This is a genomic window from Shewanella litorisediminis, assembly GCF_016834455.1.
GTDB classification, from domain to species: Bacteria; Pseudomonadota; Gammaproteobacteria; order Enterobacterales; family Shewanellaceae; genus Shewanella; species Shewanella litorisediminis.
Genome location: NZ_CP069213.1, coordinates 4,098,023 through 4,124,907, shown reverse-complemented (window position 1 = coordinate 4,124,907; position 26,885 = coordinate 4,098,023). Strand labels below are relative to the sequence as shown.

25 protein-coding genes are annotated in these 26,885 nt (G+C 55.1%); 13 read left to right on the top strand and 12 right to left on the bottom strand.

Annotated features, from left to right (window positions below; translation table 11 throughout):
- Positions 1 to 222: 222 nt before the first annotated feature.
- Complete coding sequence (locus JQC75_RS18345; RefSeq protein WP_239002047.1) at positions 223 to 717, bottom strand: MarR family winged helix-turn-helix transcriptional regulator; 495 nt, start codon at positions 715 to 717, stop codon at positions 223 to 225.
- A 97-nt stretch (positions 718 to 814) separates the two neighbouring features.
- Here JQC75_RS18345 and JQC75_RS18340 point away from each other — a divergent pair, with 97 nt between their 5' ends.
- Positions 815 to 1,690 carry a DMT family transporter gene (locus tag JQC75_RS18340; protein WP_203325447.1) on the top strand — a complete coding sequence of 292 codons (876 nt, stop codon included), beginning with the start codon at positions 815 to 817 and terminating at the stop codon, positions 1,688 to 1,690.
- A gap of 5 nt (positions 1,691 to 1,695) precedes the next feature.
- Here the strand turns inward: JQC75_RS18340 and JQC75_RS18335 are convergent, their stop codons facing one another.
- Positions 1,696 to 2,442 carry a class I SAM-dependent methyltransferase gene (locus JQC75_RS18335; protein WP_203325446.1) on the bottom strand — a complete coding sequence of 249 codons (747 nt, stop codon included), beginning with the start codon at positions 2,440 to 2,442 and terminating at the stop codon, positions 1,696 to 1,698.
- 133 nt (positions 2,443 to 2,575) lie between these two features.
- Between JQC75_RS18335 and JQC75_RS18330 the strand changes: the two genes are divergently transcribed.
- The gene (locus JQC75_RS18330; RefSeq protein ID WP_203325445.1) at positions 2,576 to 3,430 is read left to right on the top strand and encodes a 23S rRNA (adenine(2030)-N(6))-methyltransferase RlmJ; all 855 of its coding nucleotides are present in this window, start codon (positions 2,576 to 2,578) and stop codon (positions 3,428 to 3,430) included.
- Positions 3,431 to 3,539: 109 nt separating this feature from the next.
- On the opposite strand, the gene JQC75_RS18325 is transcribed toward JQC75_RS18330, so the two are convergent.
- The 3 genes from JQC75_RS18325 to JQC75_RS18315 are packed head-to-tail and all read right to left on the bottom strand — an operon-like array spanning position 3,540 to position 5,810.
- Positions 3,540 to 4,220, bottom strand: coding sequence for a lytic transglycosylase domain-containing protein (locus JQC75_RS18325; RefSeq protein ID WP_203325444.1), 681 nt, complete (start codon positions 4,218 to 4,220; stop codon positions 3,540 to 3,542).
- Positions 4,220 to 5,236, bottom strand: coding sequence for a DUF3137 domain-containing protein (locus tag JQC75_RS18320; RefSeq protein WP_203325443.1), 1,017 nt, complete (start codon positions 5,234 to 5,236; stop codon positions 4,220 to 4,222). Before JQC75_RS18320 ends, JQC75_RS18325 begins: the two co-directional genes overlap by 1 nt.
- Before the next feature lie 4 nt (positions 5,237 to 5,240).
- Complete coding sequence (locus JQC75_RS18315; RefSeq protein WP_203325442.1) at positions 5,241 to 5,810, bottom strand: LemA family protein; 570 nt, start codon at positions 5,808 to 5,810, stop codon at positions 5,241 to 5,243.
- A 632-nt stretch (positions 5,811 to 6,442) separates the two neighbouring features.
- Between JQC75_RS18315 and JQC75_RS18310 the strand changes: the two genes are divergently transcribed.
- Entirely contained in the window at positions 6,443 to 8,050 is a 1,608-nt protein-coding gene (locus JQC75_RS18310) for an AbgT family transporter (protein ID WP_203325441.1), read from the top strand.
- Positions 8,051 to 8,117: 67 nt separating this feature from the next.
- Here the strand turns inward: JQC75_RS18310 and JQC75_RS18305 are convergent, their stop codons facing one another.
- Complete coding sequence (locus JQC75_RS18305; RefSeq protein WP_203325440.1) at positions 8,118 to 9,470, bottom strand: S8 family peptidase; 1,353 nt, start codon at positions 9,468 to 9,470, stop codon at positions 8,118 to 8,120.
- Positions 9,471 to 9,734: 264 nt separating this feature from the next.
- Here JQC75_RS18305 and JQC75_RS18300 point away from each other — a divergent pair, with 264 nt between their 5' ends.
- The 4 genes from JQC75_RS18300 to JQC75_RS18285 all read left to right on the top strand — a co-directional run bounded on the left by JQC75_RS18300 (position 9,735) and on the right by JQC75_RS18285 (position 12,095).
- Positions 9,735 to 10,184, top strand: a complete 450-nt coding sequence (locus JQC75_RS18300; RefSeq protein ID WP_203325439.1) for a YaiI/YqxD family protein — start codon at positions 9,735 to 9,737, stop codon at positions 10,182 to 10,184.
- A gap of 54 nt (positions 10,185 to 10,238) precedes the next feature.
- Entirely contained in the window at positions 10,239 to 11,237 is a 999-nt protein-coding gene (locus JQC75_RS18295; RefSeq protein WP_203325438.1) for a DUF3137 domain-containing protein, read from the top strand.
- Between the two features lie 282 nt (positions 11,238 to 11,519).
- Complete coding sequence (locus tag JQC75_RS18290; RefSeq protein ID WP_203325437.1) at positions 11,520 to 11,696, top strand: hypothetical protein; 177 nt, start codon at positions 11,520 to 11,522, stop codon at positions 11,694 to 11,696.
- Positions 11,697 to 11,798: 102 nt separating this feature from the next.
- Positions 11,799 to 12,095, top strand: coding sequence for a DUF6482 family protein (locus JQC75_RS18285; protein ID WP_203325436.1), 297 nt, complete (start codon positions 11,799 to 11,801; stop codon positions 12,093 to 12,095).
- Positions 12,096 to 12,165: 70 nt separating this feature from the next.
- Here the strand turns inward: JQC75_RS18285 and JQC75_RS18280 are convergent, their stop codons facing one another.
- The gene (locus JQC75_RS18280) at positions 12,166 to 15,306 is read right to left on the bottom strand and encodes an efflux RND transporter permease subunit (RefSeq protein WP_203325435.1); all 3,141 of its coding nucleotides are present in this window, start codon (positions 15,304 to 15,306) and stop codon (positions 12,166 to 12,168) included.
- A 30-nt stretch (positions 15,307 to 15,336) separates the two neighbouring features.
- Positions 15,337 to 16,482 (bottom strand): efflux RND transporter periplasmic adaptor subunit, encoded by a 1,146-nt coding sequence (locus JQC75_RS18275; protein ID WP_203325434.1) that lies wholly within the window; start codon positions 16,480 to 16,482, stop codon positions 15,337 to 15,339.
- Between the two features lie 422 nt (positions 16,483 to 16,904).
- On the opposite strand from JQC75_RS18275, the gene JQC75_RS18270 reads away from it, so the two are divergent.
- Positions 16,905 to 17,579, top strand: coding sequence for a TorF family putative porin (locus JQC75_RS18270; RefSeq protein WP_420832835.1), 675 nt, complete (start codon positions 16,905 to 16,907; stop codon positions 17,577 to 17,579).
- Here the strand turns inward: JQC75_RS18270 and JQC75_RS18265 are convergent.
- Both JQC75_RS18265 and JQC75_RS18260 read right to left on the bottom strand, forming a co-directional pair.
- The gene (locus JQC75_RS18265) at positions 17,576 to 18,262 is read right to left on the bottom strand and encodes a DNA-3-methyladenine glycosylase I (RefSeq protein WP_203325432.1); all 687 of its coding nucleotides are present in this window, start codon (positions 18,260 to 18,262) and stop codon (positions 17,576 to 17,578) included. The two genes, JQC75_RS18270 and JQC75_RS18265, sit on opposite strands and share 4 nt — an antisense overlap.
- A gap of 46 nt (positions 18,263 to 18,308) precedes the next feature.
- Positions 18,309 to 19,163, bottom strand: a complete 855-nt coding sequence (locus JQC75_RS18260) for an NmrA family NAD(P)-binding protein (protein ID WP_203325431.1) — start codon at positions 19,161 to 19,163, stop codon at positions 18,309 to 18,311.
- A 115-nt stretch (positions 19,164 to 19,278) separates the two neighbouring features.
- On the opposite strand from JQC75_RS18260, the gene JQC75_RS18255 reads away from it, so the two are divergent.
- Positions 19,279 to 20,178: a LysR family transcriptional regulator gene (locus tag JQC75_RS18255; RefSeq protein WP_203325430.1), complete on the top strand. Its 900-nt coding sequence runs from the start codon at positions 19,279 to 19,281 to the stop codon at positions 20,176 to 20,178.
- 46 nt (positions 20,179 to 20,224) lie between these two features.
- Positions 20,225 to 20,878, top strand: coding sequence for a glutathione S-transferase family protein (locus JQC75_RS18250; protein WP_203325429.1), 654 nt, complete (start codon positions 20,225 to 20,227; stop codon positions 20,876 to 20,878).
- Between the two features lie 13 nt (positions 20,879 to 20,891).
- On the opposite strand, the gene JQC75_RS18245 is transcribed toward JQC75_RS18250, so the two are convergent.
- Together JQC75_RS18245 and prlC are read right to left on the bottom strand one after the other, a co-directional pair.
- Positions 20,892 to 21,422, bottom strand: coding sequence for a thioesterase family protein (locus tag JQC75_RS18245; protein WP_203325428.1), 531 nt, complete (start codon positions 21,420 to 21,422; stop codon positions 20,892 to 20,894).
- 138 nt (positions 21,423 to 21,560) lie between these two features.
- The gene (gene prlC / locus JQC75_RS18240; RefSeq protein ID WP_203325427.1) at positions 21,561 to 23,597 is read right to left on the bottom strand and encodes an oligopeptidase A; all 2,037 of its coding nucleotides are present in this window, start codon (positions 23,595 to 23,597) and stop codon (positions 21,561 to 21,563) included.
- 303 nt (positions 23,598 to 23,900) lie between these two features.
- Here prlC and JQC75_RS18235 point away from each other — a divergent pair, with 303 nt between their 5' ends.
- The 3 genes from JQC75_RS18235 (at position 23,901) to gorA (ending at position 26,803) form a co-directional block, all read left to right on the top strand.
- Positions 23,901 to 24,593 carry a hypothetical protein gene (locus JQC75_RS18235; protein ID WP_203325426.1) on the top strand — a complete coding sequence of 231 codons (693 nt, stop codon included), beginning with the start codon at positions 23,901 to 23,903 and terminating at the stop codon, positions 24,591 to 24,593.
- Between the two features lie 112 nt (positions 24,594 to 24,705).
- The gene (locus JQC75_RS18230) at positions 24,706 to 25,317 is read left to right on the top strand and encodes a hypothetical protein (protein ID WP_203325425.1); all 612 of its coding nucleotides are present in this window, start codon (positions 24,706 to 24,708) and stop codon (positions 25,315 to 25,317) included.
- Between the two features lie 130 nt (positions 25,318 to 25,447).
- Complete coding sequence (gorA, locus tag JQC75_RS18225; protein ID WP_203325424.1) at positions 25,448 to 26,803, top strand: glutathione-disulfide reductase; 1,356 nt, start codon at positions 25,448 to 25,450, stop codon at positions 26,801 to 26,803.
- Positions 26,804 to 26,885 lie beyond the last annotated feature (82 nt).

The window sequence follows — 26,885 nt, the reverse complement described above, 5'->3', positions numbered from 1 at the left end:
GTGCCGTCATCTCCGATGACTGGCTCGGTTGCAGGCAAATCAGCCGTGGCAGCTTTGCGGACTGGCCCGTTGCCAGCCTCAGCCCAACGGGCGGCTCTGAAAGGTGAGTCTTGCACATGTCATGTTTGAATCACCTTGCTGAACTGGAAAGCGAATCAAAGTGATGAGCTGATATGTATCCTGCGGCGGTTTTGAGTAGTGAGTTGGCGACGCTTTGAGGCACTACTCGAAGTGGGCCAACCAATCTTTCAATAGTCGGCTGAGAAGCAGTTGTTCATCCCGGCTCAACTTCGACAGCACTCTATTTTGGGTTTCCACATGGCGTGAGAGCACCTGCGCCAGGGTTGAAATTCCCTTGGGAGTCAGACAAACTTCGACACTGCGTCTGTCTTTCTGACAGTGCTCCCGGGCAATAAAGCCTTTGGCCTCCAAACGGTCGAGTCTGTTGGTCATGGCACCGGATGTGAGCATCATGGCAGACAGCAAATCCGATGGTGTTAGCCGATAGGGTGCACCGCTTCGTCTCAGGGTGGCGAGTACATCAAATTCGCCGGGTTTAAGACCATAAGCCTTGTGACACAGAGCCATTTCTTGCTCCAGATGTTTGGTCAGCCTGGCCAGGCGACCCACAATGCCCATGGGCAGGGTATCCATCTCGGGCTTCTCTTTTGCCCACTGCGCCAAAATTTTATCTACGGCGTCCATATAAAATCTCATACTTTCATCGGTATAAATTTATCTTAGCATAAAGATACTTTACCGAAAGGTTTTTATGCGTTAGCCTGAAAACAATCTCAATGTAAAGATACTTTGTATGAATATAATTTTAGCCCTGTTGACAGCGGCCCTGTGGGGAACCACCTATGGGGTCACTCAATACACCTTACCCGATTGGCCACCCCTGCTTTTGGGGGCCATTCGCGCGCTGCCGGCGGGGATTATTCTCTGGTGTTTTCGTCCTCGTTTACCCGGTAGAGATCATGGATTGGCGCTGTTGAAATTAGGGACTGTGAACATCGCGCTCTTTTTCAGCTTTATTTTTGTGATGGCGCATACCCTGCCATCGGCCATCTCGGGTGTGGGTATGGTTTCGGTGCCTTTATTCGCGATGATCTTCCAATTTGTGGTGCTCAAGCATAAACCGTCCGTGGTGCAAATGCTGGCTGGTGTCTCCTTGCTCATTCTGGGGCTGGTGCTCTTTAATCCTGCCAGTTTGTCGCTGAGCCCGGTGGGACTTGCCGCCATGTTCGCTGCCATAAGTTGCATTATTCTGGGCAGTCGCATGACCCAGACCCTGAGCGGCAAGCTTCATTGGTGGGATGTACTGGTATGGCAACTGATTCTGGGTGGCGCCCTGTTGGCGATAGTCAGTGCTGGTCAGTGGTTGGTGGCACCCGACGAATTTGCGGCAGTGACAGATGGTATCAGTGGACGTGAGTTTGCCGGCATCGCGTGGATTGTGCTCTTCAATACTGTGCTTGCTTATGGGCTGTATGTGTTTTTGATGCAGCGGATGAGTATTGTCGACTTTTCCTTTGGTGGCATTGCCAACCCTATAACGGGTATTGCCCTGGGTGTGCTGTTAATCGGAGAGCAATACAGTCACACCCAATATATGTTGATGGCGGGTATGATAGTGTCTTCACTGTTACCCAGCCTGTGGCAGCGCTTTAAACGGCCTGTTAACTAAGCCAATCAGGCCATGGCCGCTTTGACATACACGTCGAAGCGGTTTTTCTTGGTTTCAATTCGGGTACTGGGTTTGATGCCATCGAGATCCTCGGCATAGTCGGGTCGCTTCACTACTACCCGCTTTTGCGCCAGCCTCAGTGCCGGTGCCAGAAGGCCGTCGGCATCTGTGTCGGCGCCAACCAGCGACTGGAATACCCGCATCTCTTTCTTCACCAGCGCGGATTTTTCCCTGTGTGGATACATGGGATCCAGGTACACCACATCGGGCTTGTCCTCGAGATTGTCCAGTGCTTCCAGGCTGGAGCCATGTACCAGTTTCATTCGTTCCTGCATCCAGGGGCCAATTTCGCCATCAAGATAGGCACGGCGCAGGCCGTCTTCAAGCAAGGCCGCCACCACGGGATGACGTTCAATCAGGAGTACCCGGCAGCCAAGGCTCGCCAGTACGAAGGCATCCCGTCCGAGGCCTGCAGTGCCGTCCACCACAGTCGGCGTTGCGCCAGCCTTAAGGCCGACGGCTTTAGCGATGGCCTGTCCCCGCCCGCCACCAAACTTGCGTCTGTGGGCGGCGGCGCCTGACACAAAATCCACCATGATGCCGCCGAGCTTGGGTTCATCTCGCTTTTTTAATGTCAGCACGTCTTCCTCAAATACCAGAGAAAATTCGGCATTGTCGTTGGGCGTAAGATCCCAATGGGCGCAAATTTGCACAAGGCGTGGATCGTTTGGTGCTATCTGGATAGAAAACAAGGGTGGCTGTCCTTTAATGAAACTCGCGGCAGTATAACGCCAACCCAGGCGCGCCGGAACAAAAGCATACAGTGGCTTGGCAAGCAGTTATAATGTTGCCAGTTTTCAACCCAGTACAGACCCCGGGATCCCTATGTTGAGTTATCGCCATGGCTTTCATGCCGGCAACTATGCCGACGTGCTCAAGCACGCCATTTTGCTGCAAGTTATCGATTTAATGCAGAAAAAGGATAAGCCTTTTGTGTACATAGACACCCATTCCGGGGCGGGTGGCTATAGTCTGATGGATGAATTTGCCCAAAAGACCGGTGAGTACAAAGACGGCATCGCCCGTTTGTGGGATAAAACCGATTTACCCGAGTCGCTCAAACACTATGTTGAGGCCGTGCGCCACTTTAATGAAGGCAACGAGAACACCACCGAAGATCTGACCTGGTATCCGGGTTCGCCAGCGTTTGTGGATATGCACCTTCGGGAAAACGATCGCATGGTATTGCACGAACTGCACGGTACCGACTTTGAACTTCTGAATGAATACTTTGAAGATGCCCGCCAGGTACAGGTCAGCAAATGGGACGGTTTAAGTGGCTTGCTTGCCAGCGTGCCACCACTGGAGCGTCGTGGGGTGGTGTTGATAGACCCGAGTTTTGAAATCAAGACAGACTACGAGGCCGTGGCCGATGCCATCATCAAGGCCCATCGCAAGTTTGCCACCGGGGTGTACATGCTTTGGTATCCGGTGGTGAACCGTGCACAAACCGAAGCCATGCTCGGCAAGCTGAAAGACAGCGGCATTCGCAGGCAGCTTCGGATTGAACAGGGCATCAAGCCCGACTCAGACGAGTTTGGTATGACGGCTGCCGGGCTTTGGGTGATTAACCCGCCATGGCAACTGGATACCATAGCCACAGAGATGCTGGACTATTTGCAGCCAGTGCTGAACGTTGATGGCGGCTATGTGAAAGTCGAGTGGGAAGTGGGCGAGTAACAGCTTGTCATCACTCCCAATAAAAAAACGGGCTTAATGCCCGTTTTCTATTGGCCTGCTGGCATGGCCGTGAACGCACTGAAGGCTTTATGTCCCAAGGCCCAGGCTGTTAAGTGCGCAAATTGCGGTAGCGCTGCAGAAGGATATTGACCCGCTCAATGTAAGCCTTGGTCTCTGGATATGGCGGGATGCCACTGTATTCCTCAACCCGGGTTGGCCCGGCGTTGTAGGCAGCAAGTGCATGATTTAAATCGCCCTTGAATCGCTCGAGCATGAGCGACAGGTAACGGCTGCCCCCCAGAATATTGTCCTGGGGCAGGAAGGAGTTGCGTACCCCCATATCCTTGGCCGTGCCGGGCATCAGTTGCATCAGGCCCATGGCGCCGGTGCGCGAGATGGCTTTGGGATTAAAATTGGACTCGGCATGGATCACCGCTCTTATCAGCGCCGGCTCCAACGAGTAGGTTTCGGCGGCCAGCAAAATGTCTCGCTCGTAGCTGCGATTCAAGCGAATGGTACGCCAATTGACCTTGGATTTTGGGTTACAGGCATAACAGTCAAACAACAGGATTTCATACTTGCCATTGGCAGGAGCCTTGTCGCTGAAGGCCATGGTGCCATTGGGCTGGACGTACTGGTAAACCTTGGTTTGGGTGCTGGTGCCATTTTCGGAGTAGCGCGCGGTGATGCGGGGTTTCTCGGCGCTGGAAGAAGACGCATCGGACTCACCGGCGCTGGTGCCGGTGATAACAAACAGAAGCAAGGGAAACAGCAACCAGCGAAATGACATTAGAGACCTGTGTACTCGTTAAGCTTAAGTAATTCTATGATAGCAAAGAGTTGCTTCATTTCGCCGTGGATCCGGCTGAAATCGTCCTCGAAGGTTGCCGCACTGAAAATTGACGACTGCTCAAATCGGTTCTGGCTGCTCTCGATGGTGATCAGCAGGCGGTCACGGTGGAATGCACACTGGATCCGACTGGAGAAAAACTGCGCCAGTGCCATGAGCCGCTCCATAAAGGCCGTGGTCAGCAGCACCCGCGCTTCAATCTGGTCCGTTGAAAACACATCGAACATCTTTTCAAACTGTGGGTCTTCAAGATGTACGCGCTCAAGACCGCCATGGGTGTCAGAGAAAAAGTTGGTCAGGGCACCTCTTGAGCGAATGGCCACAGTATGGCCTCTGAAGGCTTTATGGCTGGAGAGCGAAATCAGTAAGCCTTGAAACACAGTCACATCACGGTTTTTATCCTTGTCTCTTTCTTCACGGAGCAAATGTATTTCATTGATGCCGATGCTGACGCCAAGGTGGCTGCCAAGCACACAGTCGTCGAAGCGTGCCTTGTCGTAAGAGGGCAAAATCTTGGCCTCTTTAAACATACGGATCCCCATGTCCTGACCCTTGGCAAACACAAAGTCGGGGCCGAAAAACCGAAAAATCCGCGGATAGATTTCGCTGTGTACCGCCCCCGTATACTTGCGCATGGGCGAGCTGGCCCAGCGCCAGATTAAAAAGGCGATGCCAATGGCGGCAAGCCAGCTGAAGGGGACAAACTGGGCGCCGGGTTTTACCAGTGGCAAACACGAAATAAGCAGTGCCAAAAATATACCCAGCCCAAGATAGATGCGTTGCCGCGCTTGTTTCAGCGCCTGGATGCGTTGATTTTCAAATTTACGACTGAGGGGAGCGATTTCGGCATCGTAATAGGCTTGCAGACGGGGTAAATCGTCTCTGTGTGCCGTAAGCCCCGAGGCTGCCCGCTGCGCCCTGATGGGCGCACCAAGCAGAAATGACAGCATGTTCATTGGCTTACTTCAGGTAGTCGCTGGCGTTTACCGGTGCCCGGTCTGCTTCATGTGCTTCAAAGAACGGCATGGCCTTTACCGATGCCATGCTGGCAATCAGTGAGCCGGGGAAAATTTCCACTGCGGTATTCAGCTCAGACACGGCCGAGTTGTAAAAACGACGGGCGGCACTGATGTGCGCTTCCACCTCGTTGTAGGTTTGCATGGCCTGCACCATGGTCTGGTCGCTCTTAAGCTCAGGGTAGTTTTCTACTGTGACCATCAGCTGCCCCATTTTGCTGTTGAGGGCATCGGCCTGTGCCAGGTGCTGGCGTATCGCGTCGGCATCGTTTTTATCGTAACCGGCGGCGACCTGAGTGCGCAGCGCCGTGATTTCGGTTAACAGCGATTTTTCGTGGTCCATAAACTTCTGCGCTATGGTCAGAATATTGGGAACCAGATCCGCGCGCTTCTTCAGTTGTACATCGATGCCCGACAACGCCTCACGGGCAGTATTGCGTTTCTTAATCAGGCTGACATACCAGAGGTAGGCCACTATCAAGACTAAAACCAGACCTATTAATAATCCTTCCATCATCAATCCTTTCAAAGGGGTGCCAGCAGGCTAATGCTGCCCAAGATAACCATAAATCAGGCCAAATTGCACCCGTGGCGGGTGAAATCTAAACAGGTTGGACATCATAGTGGTGGCTAATCAGGCTTTTTCCCGCCAGAAACTATTGATATTTAGGACTTTACATCACAATTGATGGCGGGGCGTCATATCTCCGGCTTAACCGGTTAAGTTGAGGGTTGGATTGCTCTATCGCTTTGTATTTATTTGATAAATTAATCGTTGTTATTGCTTGAAAAAGCGACTCCTCTGCAAGGAGGCTCGCCATTGGCCGTGATTTGTGGGTAAGTAAAGGGCACGATTCAGCTATTTAACAAATCGATATGCCTTAAAAGCCTGTAATCAGTCATTTAGTTCAGCTTGAGTTCAGCCTGAATACAATAGAGTTACAGGTGCACAACATTTGGATTTGGCGACCAATTTGCCGTGATGGGATCCCTGAGGGATCCCTTTTTTTCAGCTTAAGTTTGACTTAACTCGTTTGTGATAGGGTTTCGAGCCCGCAGCTGACGCTGGTTTGGCCCTGATGCCACCCCTTGCTGCTGAATCTATGATAACGAGTGCTGCCAAGCAGCCAGGCCGAAGGAAAGAACATGAGCACCAACTCCCGGGAGGCGACTGCCTCTGAAACCCCGGAAGACATCGCCAAAAGCGGCTGGTTTGTCCGATTTCTGAATCTGGTGGAACGCCTGGGGAACCTCTTGCCCCATCCGATCACCCTGTTTGCCATGTTCTGCGTTGCTGTGGTGTTGCTGTCCGGGATCCTGGGCTATTTTGAACTCTCAGTGACAGACCCCCGCCCCGAAGGCGCCTCAGGTCGCAGTGCCGACGGGATAATTTCGGTGGTCAGCCTGATGAATGCCGAAGGCCTGCGTCTGATAGTGTCCAACCTGGTAACCAACTTCACCGGCTTTACCCCTCTGGGTACAGTGCTGGTTGCCCTGCTTGGGGTGGGCATTGCCGAGCGCTCCGGTCTGCTCAGCGCCGCCATGCGCGCGCTGGTAATTGGCCGCTCCCGCCGCCTGGTCACTGTCACCATCGTCTTTGCCGGTATCGTCTCCAACACTGCCTCTGAGCTGGGCTACGTGGTGCTTATTCCCATGGCGGCCATGATATTCCATTCCCTCGGAAGACACCCGTTGGCGGGTTTGGCCGCAGCCTTTGCAGGGGTTTCGGGTGGTTACAGTGCCAACCTGCTGCTGGGTACCATAGACCCGCTGCTCTCCGGCATTACAGAAGCTGCCGCACGCATGATTGACCCCGAGTATGTGGTAGGGCCCGAGGTCAACTGGTACTTCATGTTCGCCTCTACCTTTGTGGTGTCCTTCATGGGCGCCTGGGTGACGGAAAAAATCGTTGAGCCCAAACTCGGTAAGTATGACCCCAGCGAAGCCTCAATCGATCTTGCCGGTCAGGCCATGGAGCAGGTGACTGACATCGAGCGCCGTGGTTTGAAAATGGCCGGTCTTTCTGTTCTTGTGCTCGGTGTTATTCTCGCATTGACCGTGGTGCCGGAAGGCGCGCCACTTCGTCATCCGGATACCGGCCTGGTAGCCGGCTCACCCTTCCTCAAGGGCATAGTGGTGTTTATCTTTATTTGCTTTGCCATTCCGGGCCTGGTGTATGGCAAGGTGGTTGGCACCATGAAGAAAGACACGGATGTAATTAACGCCATGAGCCACAGTATGGGCACCATGGGCATGTACATAGTGCTGGTGTTCTTTGCGTCTCAGTTTGTGGCCTTTTTCAAATGGACCAATTTGGGCGCCGTGCTCGCGGTGATGGGCGCCGATGCCCTGAGCGCCATCGGTCTCACGGGTCCACTGCTGTTTTTACTCTTTATCGCCATGTGCGGCTTTATCAACCTGATGCTGGGATCGGCATCGGCCCAGTGGGCGGTGACGGCACCGATTTTTGTGCCCATGCTGATGTTGGTGGGCTATGCCCCCGAGACTATTCAGGCGGCATACCGCATCGGTGACTCGGTCACTAACCTGATTACCCCCATGATGAGCTATTTCGGGCTTATCCTCGCCGTGGCCTGCCGTTATAAGAAAGACATGGGCATAGGCACTCTGGTAGCGACCATGCTGCCTTATACCCTGGTGTTCTTTGTTGGCTGGACCAGCTTCTTCTTCCTGTGGGTATTTGGCTTTGGATTGCCGGTAGGGCCGGGCGCCGCGACTTACTACACTCCGTAAGACTGCCCAATAAAAAGCCCCGCCAATGCGGGGCTTTTTTGTCAGTGATGACAGGTTCTGTCAGGGATTAGAAGCTGCTGACATCGAGGCGACCATTGCTCGATACTTTGCCCTGGCATGAGCCGGTGGGTGCAGCATTGTTCAGCAGAGCATCCTTCACGTCCATATGGCTGGCATTGGGGTGCATTGCTTTATAGAGTGCCGCAGCACCAGACACATGAGGCGTGGCCATGGAGGTGCCGTTATAGCTGGCATAGCCAGATATCACCTGGCCCTTGCTGCTCTTGGGCACTGTGGAGTAAATGCCTGAACCCGGCGCACAGATATCCACGGTGTTGGCACCATAGCTGGAGAAAGAGCTCATGGCACCGCTGCTGGTGATGGAGGCCACGGCGATGATGTTGTCATTGGGGTACTCAGCCGGATAGCAGTTGGATCCCGAGTCGCAGTTGTAGCTGTCGTTACCGGCTGCAGCAATAAAGAGGATGCCTGCATCATTGGCACGGCCAATGGCATCTTCCAGCGCCTGGGAGTAACCGCCGCCACCCCAGCTGTTGCTGGTGGCGACCAGATTGAGCCCATGGCGCTGCTTCATGTCGGTGAAATAATCCACCGCCTTGACGGCGTTGGCGGTGGTGCCGCCGCGGCGGCCGAGAAACTTGCCGCTCATGAGTTTTACATTCCAGCAAACCCCGGCCACACCTTTGCCATTGCCTCCGACGGCGCCAATGGTACCTGCCACGTGGGTGCCGTGATCGTCTATGGCGCCGTCAAATACCGAATTGTCGTTACCGTCGAAGTCCCAGCCATAAACGTCATCAATGTAGCCATTGCCATCGTTGTCTATGCCGTCACCGGCGATTTCGCCGGGGTTTTGAAACGCGTTGTCTGCCAGATCTTCGTGCTCATACATGTAGCCTTCGTCGATGATACCAACGACGACATCGCTGCAATCTGTGTTGCCGGTATTCCACTGTTCTCCCGCATGGGAGCCCCAACCGCTGGCCGGATTGGTGGCGTCACCGTACATGCCCCAGAGGGAGCCATTGGTGTAGTAGGTGTCGTTGGCCACATCGGCGTGCTGGTAAATCCAGTTGGGCTCTACAAATTCCACGTTGGGGTCGGCGGCCAGTTCGCGCATGGCGGCCGCCATGTCCTTGCCTACGGGCAGGCTGACGAGGCGAAGCTCGCCACGCTGATTTTTACCCAGGGTTTCAATGTGGTTGGCCTGAATTCGGGCCAGAGCTCGGTCTTTTTGGCTGTCGTTGGAGTCGGCGCGGTATTGCACAATCAGCTCATCGGCAACATGGGCGCGACCATTTTTAAGCCCTTGCATGGCTTTGTGGTTGTCGGCGGCCAGGGTGCCGGCGCTGGCCAGAGCAATGGCCACAGCCAGAGATACACGAGTCTTAATCTGCATGTTTTATCTCCTAAAGAGTATTGTTATCAGGGTTTTATGTTTCTTATTCACGTGAGTTACGTGCCCGGTTTTTTTGACCGGAGATCTGAACATACAAGCATTAAGCGAAAAAGTGTATCAATTCGCAACATTCCATTAACTATTATTTGGCCGTGTACCCATGCCGCCGGGTCTGGCATAATTTACCGGTAGCCCAAAGGGTTGCGACAACAGCGGCCGTCTAGGCGAGCCGTGCCATACACAGTCAATGTTTGCGGAGTCTCTGTGCAAATTTGGGTCGATGCCGATGCCTGCCCCTCGGTTATTAAAGAGGTGCTTTTCCGCGCCGCCGAGCGGCGACAAATCACAGTCACCCTGGTGGCAAATCAGAGTGTGCGGGTGCCGCCGTCCCCTTTTATCAAGTCGATTCGGGTCGAGTCAGGCTTTGACGTGGCCGATAACGAAATTGTTAAACGTGTCAGCGAAGGCGAGTTGGTGGTCACCGCCGATATTCCGCTGGCAGATGAGGTGATTGCCAAGGGTGCTCTGGCACTCAACCCCCGCGGTGAGCTCTACACCGCCGAGAACGTCAAGGCACGGCTGAATATGCGCGACTTTATGGAGACCCTGCGTGCCAGTGGGATCCAGAGCGGTGGCCCTGCGCCCCTGTCACAGGCTGACCGCCAGGCCTTTGCCAATCAATTGGATCGCTGGCTCGCCAAGTTGCCCAGGTAACACCCGTCGCCCGGGAGTGGGCGACTTGTAAATCACTGACCATCAGGGAGTCAGATGGCCACACCAGACTTTAGTATTCCATTCGAACACCGCAAGCCTTTTGCCAAACACTATCAACAACATATAGCGCGGCTTTGTCAAAAGCTGGAGGCGCGACGCGGCCCCATAGTGGCGCGTCGGCAAGCGCGTTTGGCGCAAATCCAACCCATTATGCGCTTGCTGTGGCCCGGCATTATGGCGGGCTTCGGCGCCATGGGGCTGGGGATGATGGGGTTTCTGGATGATGTGTGGATTTACCTTGGTTTTGCTTCAACCTTCTGCATCATGCTGGGGGCCGCTGCCCTGGCGTGGTGGGCGGACAATGAGCTGTCGAGCTTTTTGGATGAAGGTATCAAGGAGTTATATCCCAAGGTGCTGTCTTATTTTGGCAGTGACTTTGCCATCAGCTGGGGCAACCAGGCGGCCGGGCAACACCGGGCCTATGCCGACTACGGTATTCTTCCCACCCACGATAAATCGAGCTGTTTCAGTCACCTCAAGGGCAGTCACCATGGTGTGCCGTTCGAGTTCTTCAATGTGGGCTTTTACAACAAGGCAGGCAAAGATAAGTACGAGCTTGAGTTTAAGGGGATATTGTTGGCCTTTACCCTGAAAAAAGCCTTTAAGGGAACTACCCGGGTGGTGCGCGATGGCGGTTTTTGGCTCGGCCTGGGCCAGCGGGGCCTCGATCGAGTAAAACTCGAAGATCCCCGTTTTGAGGCCAGTTTCGAGGTATTTGCCTCGGATCAGGTGGAGGCGCGTTATCTGCTGAACCCCGGCATGATGTCGCGTTTGTCTGAACTGGACAGCCACTTTGGCCATGGGCTTGAGGCCTGTTTTATGGACAATAAGTTGCTTATCCGGCTGCCCAGCGCTCGGGATTTTTTCAGCCACTATCAGGATCATGAACAGCCCATCGACTTCAAAGAACCCATAGAGGACATTTTTGCCGATCTCGGCTTTATTTTTGGCATTGCCGACGAGTTGGCAGTGGCTCGCTATACGGGTCTTTAATCCCCGGTAAAAGGCCGGTTTTCAATGGGTTATTTTAGTCGCGAAAACCGCATAAAGTACTGTTTATGTTAACTATTCCTTTGCTGCATGAGATATGCGCAAATGGTGGTGACTTTTGCTCGACATTTGAGCGGATGCGCTGTAAATTTCGCCCGCCCGGCAGGTCGCCGGGCGCTTTGAGTACAGCGCCGCGCCAGCGAAGGTGGCCGAAGCGGGTGCCTTCAAAGCCAGCAAAGCCCACGGGCACAAATAAGAACCATAGATTCCATTTCGAGGACACCCATGAAGCACGCTTTTGCAGCGCTTCTTGTTATTTTTGCCAGCGGCTGTGCCACCACACGCAGCGAGCAGGTTGCCACTGTGCAAGCTGAGCAATCCGAGGCTGACATCGGCCACAAGAATCGTTCTGTCATGCCGGGCAAGGCAGCCAACCCCAGAAAAGCCGTATCAGCTCTCTGAGCCGAACTTTTAAGACCCCGCCCTGTGCGGGGTTTATTTTTTAATCCATTCATTCACTGGCGTCGTATCCTTCCTGGTAACCCCTAGCCAAGGAGCCATGACATGACCATTCGCTACTCAAGTCTGAAAGCCCTGCCTTACATCGACAAAGCCTGTATTCACTCACTGGACATGTCCCTGTATCAGTTGTCTGTGGAGATTGATGGAGACGAGTTTTATGTCACCGATGACGATGACCGTATGCTCAGGAGTCTGAATCTGTGTCAGATGCAGGCGCTGCTTGAGAACTTGCCGGTACGCGCGACTGTGCTGCGTCAGGAAAGTGCCTATGACGAAATGGTGGGGCAGGCGGTGCGCCACGGCGACAATGCCATGGAAATTCCACTGCGTGTAGCCTGAAACCCTTGCCTCAAAAAAAGCCCCGCAGAGCGGGGCTTTTGGTTTCATCTTATTCGATGGTCAAACTGACTCAGTGTTTGTCAGCCTTTGTATCAGGTTGCGACTGCTTTTCCCGCTTGCTGAAGATGCGCTCAACAATCACGAAGAACAGAGGCACGAAGAAGATGCCGAGGAAGGTAGAGCTCATCATACCGCCGAGTACACCGGTACCGATGGCGTTCTGGGCACCTGAACCCACGCCGGTGGAAATGGCCAGTGGCACAACCCCGAGACCAAAGGCCAGCGAGGTCATCAGAATGGGGCGCAAACGTACACGCACCGCGTGCAGGGTGGCTTCAATCAGCCCGGCACCCTTCTCATAGTATTCCTTGGCAAATTCCACGATAAGAATGGCGTTCTTGGTGGCCAGACCCACAGTGGTCAAGAGACCCACCTGGAAGAACACGTCGTTGGACAGGCCGCGACCATTCATGGCTATCAGGGCGCCGATGATCCCCAGGGGCACTACCAGCACCACGGCGAAGGGCACAGACCAGCTCTCATAGAGGGCCGCGAGTACCAGGAACACCACCAGAATCGACAGGGCATAGAGGGCTGGCGCCTGGTTGCCTGAGAGTCGTTCTTCATAGGACAGGCCGTTCCACTCGATACCGAAGCCCGGCGGCAACTGCTCAACGATTTTCTCTATGTCCAGCATGGCGTCACCGGTGCTGTAACCCGGTGCGGTGGCACCCTGAATGTTCATGGCTGGCAAACCGTTGAAACGCTCGAGACGTGGAGAGCCAAACTCCCAGCGGCCGGTGGCGAACGCCGAGAAGGGCACCATTTCACCCTTGGCGTTACGCACATACCAGGTGTTGAGATCTTCAGGCTGCATCCGGTACTGGGCATCGGACTGCACAAATACCTTCTTCACCCGGCCACGGTCGATAAAGTCGTTCACATAACTGCCGCCCCAGGCGGTGGCGATGGCACTGTTGACCGAGCCGATATCCACGCCGAGCGCTCGCAGCTTGGCATGGTCGATATCCAGCTGGTACATGGGCGCATCTTCCTGACCATTGGGGCGTACGCCCACCAGGTTGGGGTTCTGCGCCGCCAGACCCAGCAGCTGGTTACGGGCCTCCAGCAGTTTATCGTGGCCCTGACCATTCTTGTCCTGCAGGTAGAAATCGAAACCGTTGGCGGTACCGAGTTCAATTACCGATGGTGGCGCAAAGGCAAACACAAAGGCTTCTTTAATCTGCGAGAACGCGCCCATGGCACGGCCGGTGAGGGAGAAAACGTCCTGCCCCTCGCCTTCACGCACAGCCCAATCCTTCATACCCACGAAGGCGATACCCATGTTCTGACCCATACCGGCAAAGGAGAAGCCAGCCACTGAGAACACGGAGTTCACGTTGTCCTTCTCGTCTTCGAGGAAGTATTTGTCCATCTTCTCCAGCACCTTCACCGTGGACTCCTGGGTGGAGTTGGTGGGCAGGATCACCTGGGCAAAGAGGATGCCCTGATCTTCATCGGGCAGGAAGGCGGTGGGCATGCGCATAAAGATCCAGCCGGTGGCAACCACCAGGGCCAAATAAATCGCCATCACCCGCACTGTGCGCTTGAGGATACCGGCCACACTGGCTTCATAGCGCGAAGTCAGGCGTTCAAAGCTGCGGTTAAACCAGCCAAAGAAGCCGTGCTGACCATGGGCATGGCCGGGCTTGAGCGGCTTGAGCATGGTGGCACACAACGCCGGAGTCAGAATCAGCGCCACCAGTACCGACAGCGCCATGGCTGACACAATCGTGATGGAGAACTGACGGTAAATTACCCCGGTAGAGCCGGACATAAAGGCCATAGGCACAAATACCGCCGACAGGGTCAAACCGATACCCACCAGGGCGCCGGTGATCTGATCCATCGACTTACGGGTGGCTTCCACCGGGCTTAAGCCCTCTTCCTGCATCACCCGCTCCACGTTTTCCACCACCACGATGGCATCGTCTACCAGAAGACCAATGGCCAGTACCATGGCGAACATGGTCAGGGTGTTAATGGAGAACCCAAAGGCGGACAGAATGGCAAAGGTGCCCAGCAGTACCACAGGAACCGCAATCGTCGGGATAAGGGTTGCGCGGAAGTTTTGCAGGAACAGGTACATGATCACGAATACCAGCACCACGGCTTCCAGCAGGGTGTGCACCACGCCTTCAATGGATTTTTCCACGAAGGGGGTGGTGTCATAGGGGTAAACCACATCCATACCGGCAGGGAAGAAGGGCTTCATCTCCTCGATTTTGGCCCGCACCCGCTTGGCGGTATCCAGCGCGTTGGCACCTGTGGCCAGGCTAACCGCCAGACCGGCAGCCGGGCGGCCGTTGTAGTAGGATTCAACCACATAGCTTTCGGCCCCCAGTTCCACCCGGGCCACGTCGTTCAGATAAACCTTGGCGCCGTTGGTGTCGGACTTGAGGATGATTTTGCGAAACTGCTCCGGGGTTTCCAGACGGCTTTGGGCCGATACTGTGGCGTTCAGTTCCTGGCCGAGTACCGCAGGCGCACCCCCGAGCTGACCGGCCGACACCTGGGCGTTCTGCTCGCGAATGGCGGCAACCACGTCCTGAGTCGTCAGGCTGTACTGGGTCAGTTTGAGGGGGTCGAGCCATATACGCATCGCATAGGGTGCACCGAACAGGGTGATATCACCCACACCGGCTACCCGGCTTAAGGGGTCCTGGATGTTGGAGCCCACATAGTCGGCGATGTCGTTCTTGGTCAGGCTGCCATCACCGGACACAAAGCCCAGTACCATCAAAAAGCCTGAGGTGGACTTGTTCACCCGCACGCCCTGTGCCTGCACTTCCTGTGGCAGCAGCGGCATGGCCGATTGCAGTTTGTTTTGCACCTGCACCTGGGCGATGTCGGCATCGGCTTCGGCGTTGAAGGTGAGAGTGATTTCGGCATTGCCGAAACCATCACTGGTGGAGTTGATGTATCGCAGGTTGTCCAGGCCAGTCATTCGCTGTTCGATAACCTGGGTTACCGAGTCTTCCAATGTCTTGGCGGAGGCGCCGGGATAACTTGCCGAGATCACCACCTTGGGCGGTGCGATGTTCGGATACTGGGATACGGGCAAGCCCTTGATGGCGAGTACACCCGCCAACATCACCAAAATCGCGATCACCCAGGCAAAGATGGGTCTGTCGATAAAGAAACGTGCCATAGCTTATTCCTGAAACTCGCTTGGTCTGAATTACTGTGCCTGAGTAGAACCGGCAGGCTTGGCCACCACGGGGGCGCCGGGACGAATTTTCTGCAGCCCTTCGATGATGAGTTTGTCACCGGCCTGAAGACCTGAGGTGATGCGCCACTGGTGATTGATGACTTCCGCTGTGGTCACGGTACGGGCTTCAACCTTGTTCTCGGCGTTCACCACCATGGCCACCGCTTCACCACGGGTATTACGGGTAATGGCTTTTTGGGGCACCAGAATGGCATTGGGATCCACACCGGTGTTCAGCATGGCACGCACATACATACCCGGCAGCAACACATTGTCTGGATTAGGGAATTCGGCACGCAGTATCACTGAACCCGTGTTTTCATCCACGCTCACCTCGGCAAATTGCAGTTTGCCCTTGTGCTCGTAGGTGGTGCCATCTTCCAGCTCAAGTTGTACTTCGGCGTTATCGGCCGCCTGCAACTTACCGGCACGCAGCTTGGCCTTGAGGGCCAGCAGCTGGGCGCTGGACTGGGTGATGTCCACATTGATGGGGTCAAGCTGCTGAATGGTGGCCAGCACTTGTCCCTGATTGGCGGTCACCAGCGCTCCCGGGGTCACGGTTGACTTGCCGATGCGGCCGGAAATGGGCGCCTGCACCTGGGTGTACTTGAGGTTAATCTCGGCGGTGTGCAGCTGGGCTTCGGCCACCTTCACCCGGGCGAGGGCTTCTTTGTAGGCGGCGTCGGCTTCGTCAAAGTCCTGCTTGGAGATGGCATTGGTTTTCACCAGCTTCTCGTAACGGGCGGCACGGGCCTTGGCACTGGCAAGGGACGCCTGTGCGCTGGCCAGATCGGCCTTGGCGCTCTCTAGAGTGGCCTTATAGGTAGCGTCGTCGATTTTGTAGAGCGACTGGCCTTCCTTTACTTCACGACCTTCAACGAAGTTACGCTCCATGATGATGCCGGAGACCTGAGGGCGGACCTCAGCTTCGAGGAAGGCGCGGCTGCGGCCGGGCAGTTCAACCATGATGTTTTGAGGTGCAGCAGTAACCTGCACAGTGCCGACTTCCATGGGAGGCATTTGCTGCTGATTGGCAGCTTGTTGCGCATCTTCCTGGCAGGCGGTGACCCACAAGACCATGCCTATGGCCGAGGCAATTTTTAACATTTGCCGCATTGAAATCTCCTTTTTGTGTCTGGGCTAACGGGCATGTGCGGATAAAAAGCTCTCGATACCCAGACAAATCGCCCATTTTTAATACTGAATTTATGATCAGCCAGTTATCTCACACAGGGGGGGGGAGCTCAAGTCGGCGAATGGCTTAAATTTGTAAAGGATTGCAAAAATCTCTTTTATTTGCATGTATTTAGCCATTTGTTAACATTTGAGGTCGGCGAAAAGGGTTTCGATAACCTGCGTCATCAGTTATTCATATTTCTTCATAAACTGTCGCGAGCTGTTCACGCTCCTCATCAAGGCCATTCATAAGCCCTCTTTATCATTGCATTCAGCGGGAAACCCCACATTAAGAGGCAGTGATGATGAAATTGAACAAAACCCTGTTGGCCCTGGCCGCCATTGCGTGTTCCAGTGGCGTGATGGCAGAAGAAGCCAAGGTATTTGGTGGCACCCTGAGCGGCAAGTTGACCATCGCCAGCGATTACGTATTCCGTGGTGAGTCCGAGACCATGGACGGTGACGTACCCGCCATTCAGGGCACCCTGAGCTGGGGCAATGATGCCGGTTGGTATGCCGGTTTCTTCGGCTCCAACATCAAGTTTGCCGATCCCAATCTGGAAGTGGTGACGGGGCCCTTTATCGGTAAAGCCGGAGAGTTTGGCGATTCAGGTTTCACCTACGATGTGATGGTGTTTTCCTACCTGTATCCCGGCGCGTCATACAGCAACTACACCGAGTTATGGCTAAAGGTGGGCAAAGAGTTCGGCAAGCTGAACATGCAGCTGGAAGTGACCCCCACCCTTGACGACTGGTTTGGCGTAGACGGTTGGCAAGGGGTCAACTATGCCATTCATCCAAGTTACAGCTTCGACAATGGCATTCAGCTGTCAGGCTCTGTTGGTTATCAGGACCTGGATGGCGAAGGCGCCGAGGGCTGGGGCCACTGGAATCTGGGTGTGTCCAAGACATGGGCCGGTTTTACCCTGGATCTGCGTTACCACGGCAGTACCGTAGCCACAGACCACAAGGTATATGGTACCCAAACAGAGATTTTCGACGACCGCTTTGTGGTCGGGATCAGCAAGGCGTTTTAAATCCGGTTGTCACCCACGCCACAGGCAATAATGCGGCTTATCTGTGCCAGCGTCCGGCCAGATTCAGCCTGCCAGTGGTTAAAGGCGGCCTGAGCCTGAGTCAGGCCTTTTTGGGTGGCCATCCCTGCATCCACCAAGCCTGTTGCCCTCAGATAACCCTCAACATCTGAGGTCAGCAGGAAGGTGTCTTTCCCTGTGGCGCGCAGGAAGTAAGGGCCGGTGTTGCCCCCAAGTCGTGTGCCACGTTTTTTGAGCACCTGCCACAGTGAGGTGATCTCTTCCCCGGGCCAGAGGCCGATATATCGCGCCAGACTGCCATGTTCAGCAGCAATGTCTTTTATCATCAAGGCATTGTCGTAAATGGCCTGGGTCTTTTTGCCATGGCGGATAAGGGCGGGATCGCTGGCGCGCGCGTTGAGTTGCTCCGGCGACATCAGCAAGATCTTCAGCGGATCGAAACCAAAGAAAGCCGCTTCATAGGCAGGCCATTTGGCATCCACCACCTTCCACACAAAGCCACTCTGAAAAATCTGTTTGCTCATGGCCGACAGCAGGCGGTCATCGGAATACTCCTGATATTCGTCGGCCGTCAACGACTGCGGCAACAGAGCTTCCAGCGCATCAACGCCGCCTTTGCGCTCGGCGGCGCGCTGATAAATACTGGCAAAGGATTCGATTTTCATGGACTTCCCTGAAACTGTGAATGGCCTCGCCAGTGTACTTGCACACTCAGTTTGGCTTCAATGCCCCTTCGATGACTGCGGCCAAACGGGTGGGAGCACGGCCAAGCAACCGGGCTAAATCATCGCTCTGCTTATCGTATTCACCCGCGGCAATGGCCCGACTGGCGCCGCCAAGGGCCTTGGCCAAAAATACCGGTAATCCCATTTGCAGCAATGCATCGACTTGGGCCTCGGCCGAGATGGTATTGGTGCTGATGTCCTTGCCGCTGAGCTTGCCAATCAGGGCGGCGATATCGGCATGGGACAGGAGCTCCGGGCCGGTCAGTTCGTAGGTCTTACCCCTGTGACCATCGGTCATCAAAATTCGCGCCAGCGCCTCGGCTAAATCCTGTTTGCTCACCGGGGCAAAGCGTCCCTCTGCCGCGGCATGGGTCAGTACGCCGGTTTCAAGGGTGTGGCTCAGGCCCATCAGTTGCAGCTCGGCGTAAAAGGCGTTACGCACCACAGTTGCTGGGATAGCTGCGGCGCGGATGGCAGCCTCGGTGGCGGCGTGGCTTGCGCCAAAACTGAAGGCGCTGTCCAGCGAGGGCGATTGAAAACTGGTGTACACCAATTGGGAGATACCGGCCTTTTTGGCGGCGGCAATCACATTAAGATGCTGAACCAGACGGGCATCGTTGGCGGTGTTGCCGGAAATAAACAGCACCTTGTCGACCCCCTCCATGGCAGCATCCAGAGAATCGGGCTGGTCATAGTCGGCAAACACGGCCTGGCCGAGCGCGGTATTCAGCCTGTCTACAGAGCGGCTGCCCAGTCGGACAGGGTCGGTATTACCGAGAGCTTTCAGGGCATTGGCTGTAAGGGTGGCCAGTTCACCGCTGGCGCCGAGTATCAGTATCATTTTGAGTACCTCAAGGTTGGTATGAATGAGGTGCTCAGTTTATTCCCATGGCGAAATCGGATAATGAGTGATTTACTTATATCTTTGGTAATTCAAACTTAACAAAAGGTCGCCCATGGACGCTTCTCAGTTGTATCGCATGTTGGTGTTTGCTTCGGTTGTTGAGCAGGGTTCACTGACGCTGGCCGCTGAAGTGCTGGGGATCAGCCGCTCCATGGTAAGCCAGCACCTGAAAAAGCTGGAAGAGCGTTTGGGCTGTGAGCTGCTTCACCGCACCACGAGGCGCATCAGTCTGACCGAAGATGGGCGGGAGTTTTTCCATTACTGCGGCGAGTTGCTGCAGCTGGCAAGACAGGCCGAAGCCGTGACCCGTCCAGCGGATGAACATCTTCATGGAAGCCTTAGGGTGACGGCGCCGGTCGGCCTGGGTGAGCACAATCTGCTGCCCCTTATTGGCGACTTTCATCGCCGATATCCCAATATCCGTCTGACGCTGATGCTGGAGGACAGCAAGCTGAACCTGCTTGAGCATCAAATTGATGTGGCCATTCAGGCCGGTTGGCCAGAGGATTCGGAGTTCAGGGCCATTAAACTTGGCAGTTTTGATGAGCAGCTGGTGGCCAGTCCGGAGTATGTGGCAGCTCATGGAAAACCTTTGCATCCCGACAACCTGCAGCATCATCAGTGGCTGGCACATGCCTCAAGCCATCTTCCCAAAAGCTGGACGCTGCACAATGGTCAGGGTGAAGAGTTTCGGGTGAGGATCACCCCTTTTATCAGTTGCAACAGCACCAATGGCCTGATTGCCATGGCGTTGCAGGGGCTGGGCGTGGCAATTCTGCCCGATAATCTGGTGACCGAGCATTTGGCGTCAGGGGCGCTTGAATTGCTTTTACCGGATTATCATTTGCGTGAGGGCGGTGTGTATGCCCTGCATCCCTACAAGGAGAATACGCCCCCGAGGGTAAGGGTATTTCTCGACTTTCTGAAGGAGCGGTTGATCCAATCCCGCTAAAACCAACTAAATTAAACAAAGGGCGTTTGATTGGGAGCCGTATTCCATGGAGCTCTTTTACCACCCGCTGTCGCGATACTCCCAGAAGGTACTGCTTGGATTGTACGAAAAGCAGGTCAACTTTTTTCCCCGGGTAACAGAGCTCAGGGACCCGATTCAACGTCAGGCGTTCAGCAAGATTTACCCTCCCTGCAAGCTGCCGCTGCTCAAGTGTGCCGACGGCAGCCTGTTACCCGAATCCACCATCATTATTGAGTATCTGGACCTGCATGTACCGGGGGGCTCGCAGCTGCTGCCAAGAGACAGAGCCGAGTGCCTGCGGGTGCGGCTGTGGGACAGAATTATCGACAATGACATCAGCAATCAGCTGTTTTTGCTGGAGCAGCAGCTGGGTATGGCGCCGGAACATCGCAATGAGCTGGCCATGGCGCAGGTTAAGCAGCGCTTGCTGCAGGTGCTCGCCGGCATTGATGATGAGCTGGCCGACTCCCATTGGCTGGTGGGGGATGGCTTTACCCTGGCAGACTGCGCCCTGGTCCCCTGCCTTGAGCCCGCTTTTGAGCTCTTGTCCTTGCTGGATTTGGAAAACCTCTGTCGTTACCGCCAGCAGGCCAAGCTCAGAGGTGCCTGGGAGCTGGTCGCAGAGGAGGCAGCGCTCGCCGCCGCAGAGGATGTCACAGGGCTGAAACTGATCCCCTGACGGCCTTGCGCCCTCAGGTGTTGCGCTCTTTCTTGAGCTGCAGGAACGCCTTCCATTTTTGCACTTCGGGCGACAATTCAGGCGCTTCGCCTTCATAGCCCGCTTCCCGCACCAGCTCACTGATGGGTACCTGCTTGCGGTTACACACAAACACCCCACGCACATGCACTATGCAGTGCAGGCCGCGATCGCTGATAAAACGCTGATCAATATAAAAATATTTTTCGTCCCAACCGACAACACGGCTCTCGATGGTGAATTTCTGCAGCGGCTTAATGTCGCGGATATAGGTGAATTCGGCCGCGTTGACTATGGGCATCCACTTGAGCTTAAGGAAACGCTTCAGCAGGCCCATTTCAGCCAGCATGTAGGTGCGGGCCAGGTCCATAAAAGCCGGATAACGACTGTTGGTCAGGTGCATATTGATATCGCAGTCTGACGGCAGGGCGCGATACTCAATGGTGCTGGTGTCGAGAAAACCAATGGAGCGGCAGTGGCGGACACGCCATAAAAACAACCAGATAAGTCGAAAATACAGGTTCATGGATTCGTAGTTTAGAGTTTTTGCGTAAAGCAGAAGGCTAACAGAGGTCCTACCAGCGGGCAACTGTCAGTGTATCCACAAGGCCTTTCCTCCGGGGAATAAAAAAGGCGCCGAAGCGCCTTTAAGGTGAGGTCAAACTCAGTGCTGAATACCGCTGTGGCGCAGCAACGCATCTGTATTGGGCTCGCGACCCATAAAGCGGCGGAACAACTCCATGGGCTCTTCGCTGCCGCCCATCTCGAGGATATGGGTCAGGAAGTCGCGGCCCGTTTCGGGGTTAAAGATACCTTCGGCCTCAAAGCGCGAGAAGGCATCGGCCGACAGCACCTCGGCCCACTTGTAGCTGTAGTACCCTGCGGCATAACCCCCGGCAAAAATGTGCGAGAAGCTGTGCTGGAAGCGGTTAAAGCTGGGGGGGATAACTACGGCCACCTGCTGACGCACTTCGTCCAGTGTTTCCTGAATGCGGGCGCCGTCTTCGCTGTTGTATTCCAGGTGCAGGCGGAAATCGAACAGCGAAAACTCCAGCTGGCGCACCATCATCATGGCGGACTGGAAGTTTTTGGCCGCCAGCATCTTGTCCAGCATGGCTTTGGGCAGTGGCTCACCGGTTTCATAGTGGCCGGAAATTTCGCCGAGGGCTGCTTCTTCCCAACACCAGTTTTCGAGGAACTGGCTTGGCAGCTCCACGGCATCCCATGGCACACCATTGATGCCGGACACGCCACCCACGTCGACCTTGGTCAGCATATGGTGGATGCCATGGCCAAACTCATGGAACAGGGTGACCACTTCATCATGGGTAAAGAGCGCCGGCTTGTTGCCCACGGGACCATTGAAGTTACAGGTGAGGTAAGCCACGGGTTTTTGCAGCCCATCAGGCGTTTGACGACGGACCCGGCACTCGTCCATCCAGGCGCCGCCACGTTTACCGCTGCGGGCGTATAAATCCAGATAGAAGCTGCCTCTGTGCTCGCCTTCGCCGTCCATAATGTGGAAGAAACGCACGTCTTTATGCCAGCGATCAAAATCCTGCTGCTCGACTATCTTCATGCCAAAGAGACGCTCTACCGTATGGAAGAGGCCGCTCAGCACCTTGTTTTCGGGGAAATAAGGTCGCAGCTCTTCCTGGGAAATTTCGTATCTGTGTTGTTTGAGTTTTTCGGCGTAAAAGCTTAAATCCCAGGCCTTGAGGTCGGTTTGGCCGTACTCTTTCGCGGCAAAGGCCTTGAGCTCATCCAGCTCCTGCTTGGCCTGGGGACGGGAGTGCAGCGCCAGCTCGTTCAGGAAGCTGATAACCTGGGCTGGTGTTTCGGCCATCTTGGTGGCCAGCGACTTGTGGGCAAAGCTTTCAAAGCCGAGCAGGGTGGCCAGCTCGTGACGCAGCGCCAGCAGCTCTTCCATCAGTGGGCCGTTGTCAAACTCGCCGGCATTGGGGCCCTGATCCGAGGCGCGGGTAACGAAGGCGGTGTAGCACTCCTGGCGCAGTTCACGGTTTTCGCTGTACATCATTACAGGCAAATAAGATGGGAAGTCGAGGGTGAACAGATACCCCTGCTCGCCTTTTTCGTCTGCCATGGCGCGGGCGGCCGCCAGAGCCGACTCGGGCAGGCCCTGCAGCTCATTCTCATCAGTAATGACTTTCTGCCAGGCGTGGGTGGCATCCAATACCTGATTGGAGAAGCTGCTCGACAGTTCCGACAGGCGTTTTACTATCTCGCCGTAGCGGGTCTTTTTGTCGTCATCCAAACCGATACCCGAGAGCTCAAAGTCACGCAGTGCATGGTCAATGACCTGCTGCTGCGCCTTGGACAGACCTTGAAATTCATCGGAATTTTTAAGGGTTTTGTAGGCTTGGTACAGCCCCTGATGCTGGCCAACAAAGGTGCCATACTCAGACAGCAGCGGCAGGCAGGCGTCGTGGGCGGCGCGCCAGGCTTCTGTGCTGAGCACTGAATTCATGTGGGATACCGGTGACCAGAGTTTGCTGAGGCGGTCATCTGCTTCTTCCAGCGGCGCAACCAATCCCTGCCAGCTGAAATCGCCACGTTCCAGTACCCGTGTAATTTCTGCGCGGCAGTGTTCGATGGCCTGCTCAACGGCTGGCTGAATGTGCTCTGGCTTGATGGCCGAAAAGGGGGGCAGCGCGTTGGCCGCAAGCAGTGGATTGGTCATGGAGATCCCTTATTGTCGTGCAAAGAGTGTCGTGCGAAGCAGCTTGTGCAAAGCAGTTGCGGCCAAGGCCATGGAGCATACATAAGGGCTGGCAGCGGATTTATCAAGGCAAAGCCGCAGGACACCATGCTTTACTGCTATGTACAGGATAGATTTTCAGTGATCTGTATCCTGTTTTGCAGCCTTTTGTCCTTTGCCTTACCAACTTTGCTGTACGCCCCTCATATGCTATCAATTCTCATTTACTATGCTTGGCTCAGTAATATCATCGCCCAAGAGTAAAACAGATTCTGGATGGGTGGTATGAAACGCACAGCGATTGCCATAATCGCCTCTGTGGCATTGCCGGTGATGGCGGCGGAGCCTGAATTTGCCATAGAGGTGGGATGGGACAGTAAATATGTGTCTGAAGGACGCAACAACTTGCCCCATGGTGGTATAGGTTGGGCTGGCGCTTCTGCCACAGTGGGTGACCTTACAGCTTATGCGCTGGTTGGGCGCGCCGACGCTGCGCATTTCACCGAGTGGAATTTTGGCGTGGAATACCAGCTGCATTTGCACGATACGCTGGAGGCCTTTGTTGGCGCGCAGCGCATTGAGAACTATGGGGATGTGCGCTGCAGCGACAATGAACTCTTTGCCGAACTTGCCTGGACCGCCTGGGACTATCTGGTGCCCTCCATTGCGTATACCTACAGCACCGAAGCCGGTGGCTATTTTGTGGAGCTTAGCCTGCACAGCAACTGGCATCTTGGCGAGCAATTTATCCTGAGCCCTTATCTTACGCAGGGATTCGACTTCCAATACGTCACCGAAGACCATAATGGCGCCAATCACCTGCAATTTGGCCTGGAAGCCACCTGGGCATTTTCTGACAATCTGTCAGTGTCGGCCCAGGTCAGCCGGGTGATCGCCGGCAAGGATATTGAGGTAGACCAAGGCGAAGAGGCACGGGATGAAACCTTTGCCGGCGTTCGCCTTGCCTGGGCGTTTTAACCGGCCTGAACTACACTTGTGAAACGCAGATTGGGGCCGGATTGCCCCATGGTTGCAGCCGCCAGCAGCAGTTATCTGTCAGGGCGTTGCATCACCAACAGGAGGACAGGGAATGTCACCTCACTTTAACCTCTTTTCATGTCGGTTTTTGTCATGGCTGCTGGTCACCTTGTTGGTGGGCGTACCTTCAACTCTGTTCGCCCGCCCCCTCGTTGACGACAGCGCCGGCGAATATGAATCCCTTATCAAGGCCACGCCAGCAGCGCCGCCGGAAGAGTCGGTACAAGGTCAGTCTGCTGCCGACACTCAGCTGCTGAATAATCAAAGCTTGCTCAGGCCGCGGCAACACAACCGGGAAACTGCCCTCGACAGTGAAGGCCGTCCGCTGGCCATCCCCACAGAGGTCACACCTGCCATGGAACTTGGCCCGGAGTCACGGGCCTGGCTGAAGGAGTCCCGGAGCGACAAAGCCGCCCCGTCTGCCCATCGCAGCGCAAAGTCCAAAACGTCAGCTGGCAAAGACCGTGGCAAAGTGGCCAACGATCCCAGCTGTCGCTGGCTGGATACCCGAATCGATCAGCTGGAAGGCCTGCTCGCATCCAGCGGCGGTGGCGCTCATCATCAGGATGAACTGAGGGCGAGAATGGGGGAGTGGCGATGCCTCAAGTGTGGCGCCGACGGACCAAAACAAGGTGACCATTCGCTGTGCCAATACCGGCGCTGAGCCCTGCGGTATCCAAGTCATTCTCCCAATCCTGTGACAAACTGGGTCTCGTGCCGGTCTTTGCTCTGGTCTCTATGCAAAAAGCTCCCTACAATTGAGCCTTTGCCGGTCGTTCACAACGGAGAGTTACATGGCCCAACACTACGATTACATCTGTCTCGGTGCAGGCAGTGGCGGTATTGCGTCCGCCAATCGCGCTGCCATTCGTGGCGCCAAGGTTTTATTGATTGAAGCCAAGCATGTCGGCGGTACCTGCGTAAACGTTGGCTGTGTGCCGAAAAAAGTGATGTGGTACGGCGCTCAGGTTGCCGAAGCCATGCATCTTTACGCCAAAGATTATGGCTTTGATGTAGATGTAAAAAACTTCGACTGGAACACCCTGGTGGCCAGCCGTGAAGCCTACATTGACCGGGTACATGCCGCCTATGGCCGTGGTTTCGCCAGCAACGGCGTCACCCTGGTGGAAGGCTATGGCAAGTTTAAAAATAACAACACCATAGAAGTAAACGGCGAAGAATACACAGCCGATCATATTCTGATTGCCACCGGTGGTCGCCCAAGCATTCCCAATATCCCGGGCGCCGAATATGGCATCGACTCCAACGGCTTTTTTGCCCTGACCGAGCAGCCCAAGCGGGTTGTGGTGGTGGGCGCCGGTTATATTGCGGTGGAGATTGCCGGTGTGTTGCATGCTCTTGGCAGCGAAACCCACCTGTGTGTGCGTAAGCACTCACCGCTGCGCAGTTTCGACCCCATGTTGAGTCAGGCGCTCACTGATGCCATGGCAGAAAATGGCCCTACGCTGCACACCCATGCCGTGCCCAAGGCGGTGGAGAAACATGCCGATGGCAGTCTGACATTACAGCTCGAAAACGGAGAGTCCATCACAGTGGACTGCCTGATTTGGGCCATTGGCCGTGAGCCTGCCACCGATAAAATCGGCCTGGAAAACACAGATGTGACCCTGGACAACAAGGGCTACGTCATCGTGGATGAATGGCAGCAAACCAGTGCCAAAGGTATTTACTGTGTGGGCGATATCATGGCTGGCGGGATTGAACTCACCCCTGTGGCCGTAAAAGCCGGACGCTTCCTGTCTGAGCGCCTCTTTGGCGGTCAGCCCAATGCCAAAATGGACTACAGCCTGGTGCCCACCGTGGTATTCAGCCACCCGCCCATAGGCACCATGGGGCTGAGTGAGCCCGATGCCAAGGCGCAATACGGCGAAGATCAGGTGAAGGTGTACACTTCCACCTTCACCTCCATGTACACCGCCGTGACCGCCCATCGCCAACCCTGCAAAATGAAGCTGGTGTGTGCCGGTGCCGATGAGAAGGTCGTGGGTATTCATGGTATTGGTTTTGGGATGGATGAAATCCTTCAGGGCTTTGGTGTGGCCATCAAGATGGGGGCCACCAAGGCCGACTTCGATGCCGTGGTGGCTATCCACCCCACCGGCGCCGAAGAGTTTGTTACTATGCGCTGAACCTGAAAAAGCCGCTCAATGAGCGGCTTTTTTCTGTTCTCGTGTCAGCCCTTAAGCTTGAGACCCAGCCATTACTCCCTTC

Excerpts from the sequence above, each read along its gene's own strand:
- JQC75_RS18345 (WP_239002047.1), bottom strand. The coding sequence starts at position 717 with ATGAGATTTTATATGGACGCCGTAGATAAAATTTTGGCGCAGTGGGCA.
- JQC75_RS18340 (WP_203325447.1), top strand. The coding sequence starts at position 815 with ATGAATATAATTTTAGCCCTGTTGACAGCGGCCCTGTGGGGAACCACC.
- JQC75_RS18330 (WP_203325445.1), top strand. The coding sequence starts at position 2,576 with ATGTTGAGTTATCGCCATGGCTTTCATGCCGGCAACTATGCCGACGTG.
- JQC75_RS18325 (WP_203325444.1), bottom strand. The coding sequence starts at position 4,220 with ATGTCATTTCGCTGGTTGCTGTTTCCCTTGCTTCTGTTTGTTATCACC.
- JQC75_RS18320 (WP_203325443.1), bottom strand. The coding sequence starts at position 5,236 with ATGAACATGCTGTCATTTCTGCTTGGTGCGCCCATCAGGGCGCAGCGG.
- JQC75_RS18315 (WP_203325442.1), bottom strand. The coding sequence starts at position 5,810 with ATGGAAGGATTATTAATAGGTCTGGTTTTAGTCTTGATAGTGGCCTAC.
- JQC75_RS18310 (WP_203325441.1), top strand. The coding sequence starts at position 6,443 with ATGAGCACCAACTCCCGGGAGGCGACTGCCTCTGAAACCCCGGAAGAC.
- JQC75_RS18305 (WP_203325440.1), bottom strand. The coding sequence starts at position 9,470 with ATGCAGATTAAGACTCGTGTATCTCTGGCTGTGGCCATTGCTCTGGCC.
- JQC75_RS18295 (WP_203325438.1), top strand. The coding sequence starts at position 10,239 with ATGGCCACACCAGACTTTAGTATTCCATTCGAACACCGCAAGCCTTTT.
- JQC75_RS18290 (WP_203325437.1), top strand. The coding sequence starts at position 11,520 with ATGAAGCACGCTTTTGCAGCGCTTCTTGTTATTTTTGCCAGCGGCTGT.
- JQC75_RS18285 (WP_203325436.1), top strand. The coding sequence starts at position 11,799 with ATGACCATTCGCTACTCAAGTCTGAAAGCCCTGCCTTACATCGACAAA.
- JQC75_RS18280 (WP_203325435.1), bottom strand. The coding sequence starts at position 15,306 with ATGGCACGTTTCTTTATCGACAGACCCATCTTTGCCTGGGTGATCGCG.
- JQC75_RS18275 (WP_203325434.1), bottom strand. The coding sequence starts at position 16,482 with ATGCGGCAAATGTTAAAAATTGCCTCGGCCATAGGCATGGTCTTGTGG.
- JQC75_RS18270 (WP_420832835.1), top strand. The coding sequence starts at position 16,905 with ATGGCAGAAGAAGCCAAGGTATTTGGTGGCACCCTGAGCGGCAAGTTG.
- JQC75_RS18265 (WP_203325432.1), bottom strand. The coding sequence starts at position 18,262 with ATGAAAATCGAATCCTTTGCCAGTATTTATCAGCGCGCCGCCGAGCGC.
- JQC75_RS18260 (WP_203325431.1), bottom strand. The coding sequence starts at position 19,163 with ATGATACTGATACTCGGCGCCAGCGGTGAACTGGCCACCCTTACAGCC.
- JQC75_RS18255 (WP_203325430.1), top strand. The coding sequence starts at position 19,279 with ATGGACGCTTCTCAGTTGTATCGCATGTTGGTGTTTGCTTCGGTTGTT.
- JQC75_RS18250 (WP_203325429.1), top strand. The coding sequence starts at position 20,225 with ATGGAGCTCTTTTACCACCCGCTGTCGCGATACTCCCAGAAGGTACTG.
- JQC75_RS18245 (WP_203325428.1), bottom strand. The coding sequence starts at position 21,422 with ATGAACCTGTATTTTCGACTTATCTGGTTGTTTTTATGGCGTGTCCGC.
- prlC (WP_203325427.1), bottom strand. The coding sequence starts at position 23,597 with ATGACCAATCCACTGCTTGCGGCCAACGCGCTGCCCCCCTTTTCGGCC.
- JQC75_RS18235 (WP_203325426.1), top strand. The coding sequence starts at position 23,901 with ATGAAACGCACAGCGATTGCCATAATCGCCTCTGTGGCATTGCCGGTG.
- JQC75_RS18230 (WP_203325425.1), top strand. The coding sequence starts at position 24,706 with ATGTCACCTCACTTTAACCTCTTTTCATGTCGGTTTTTGTCATGGCTG.
- gorA (WP_203325424.1), top strand. The coding sequence starts at position 25,448 with ATGGCCCAACACTACGATTACATCTGTCTCGGTGCAGGCAGTGGCGGT.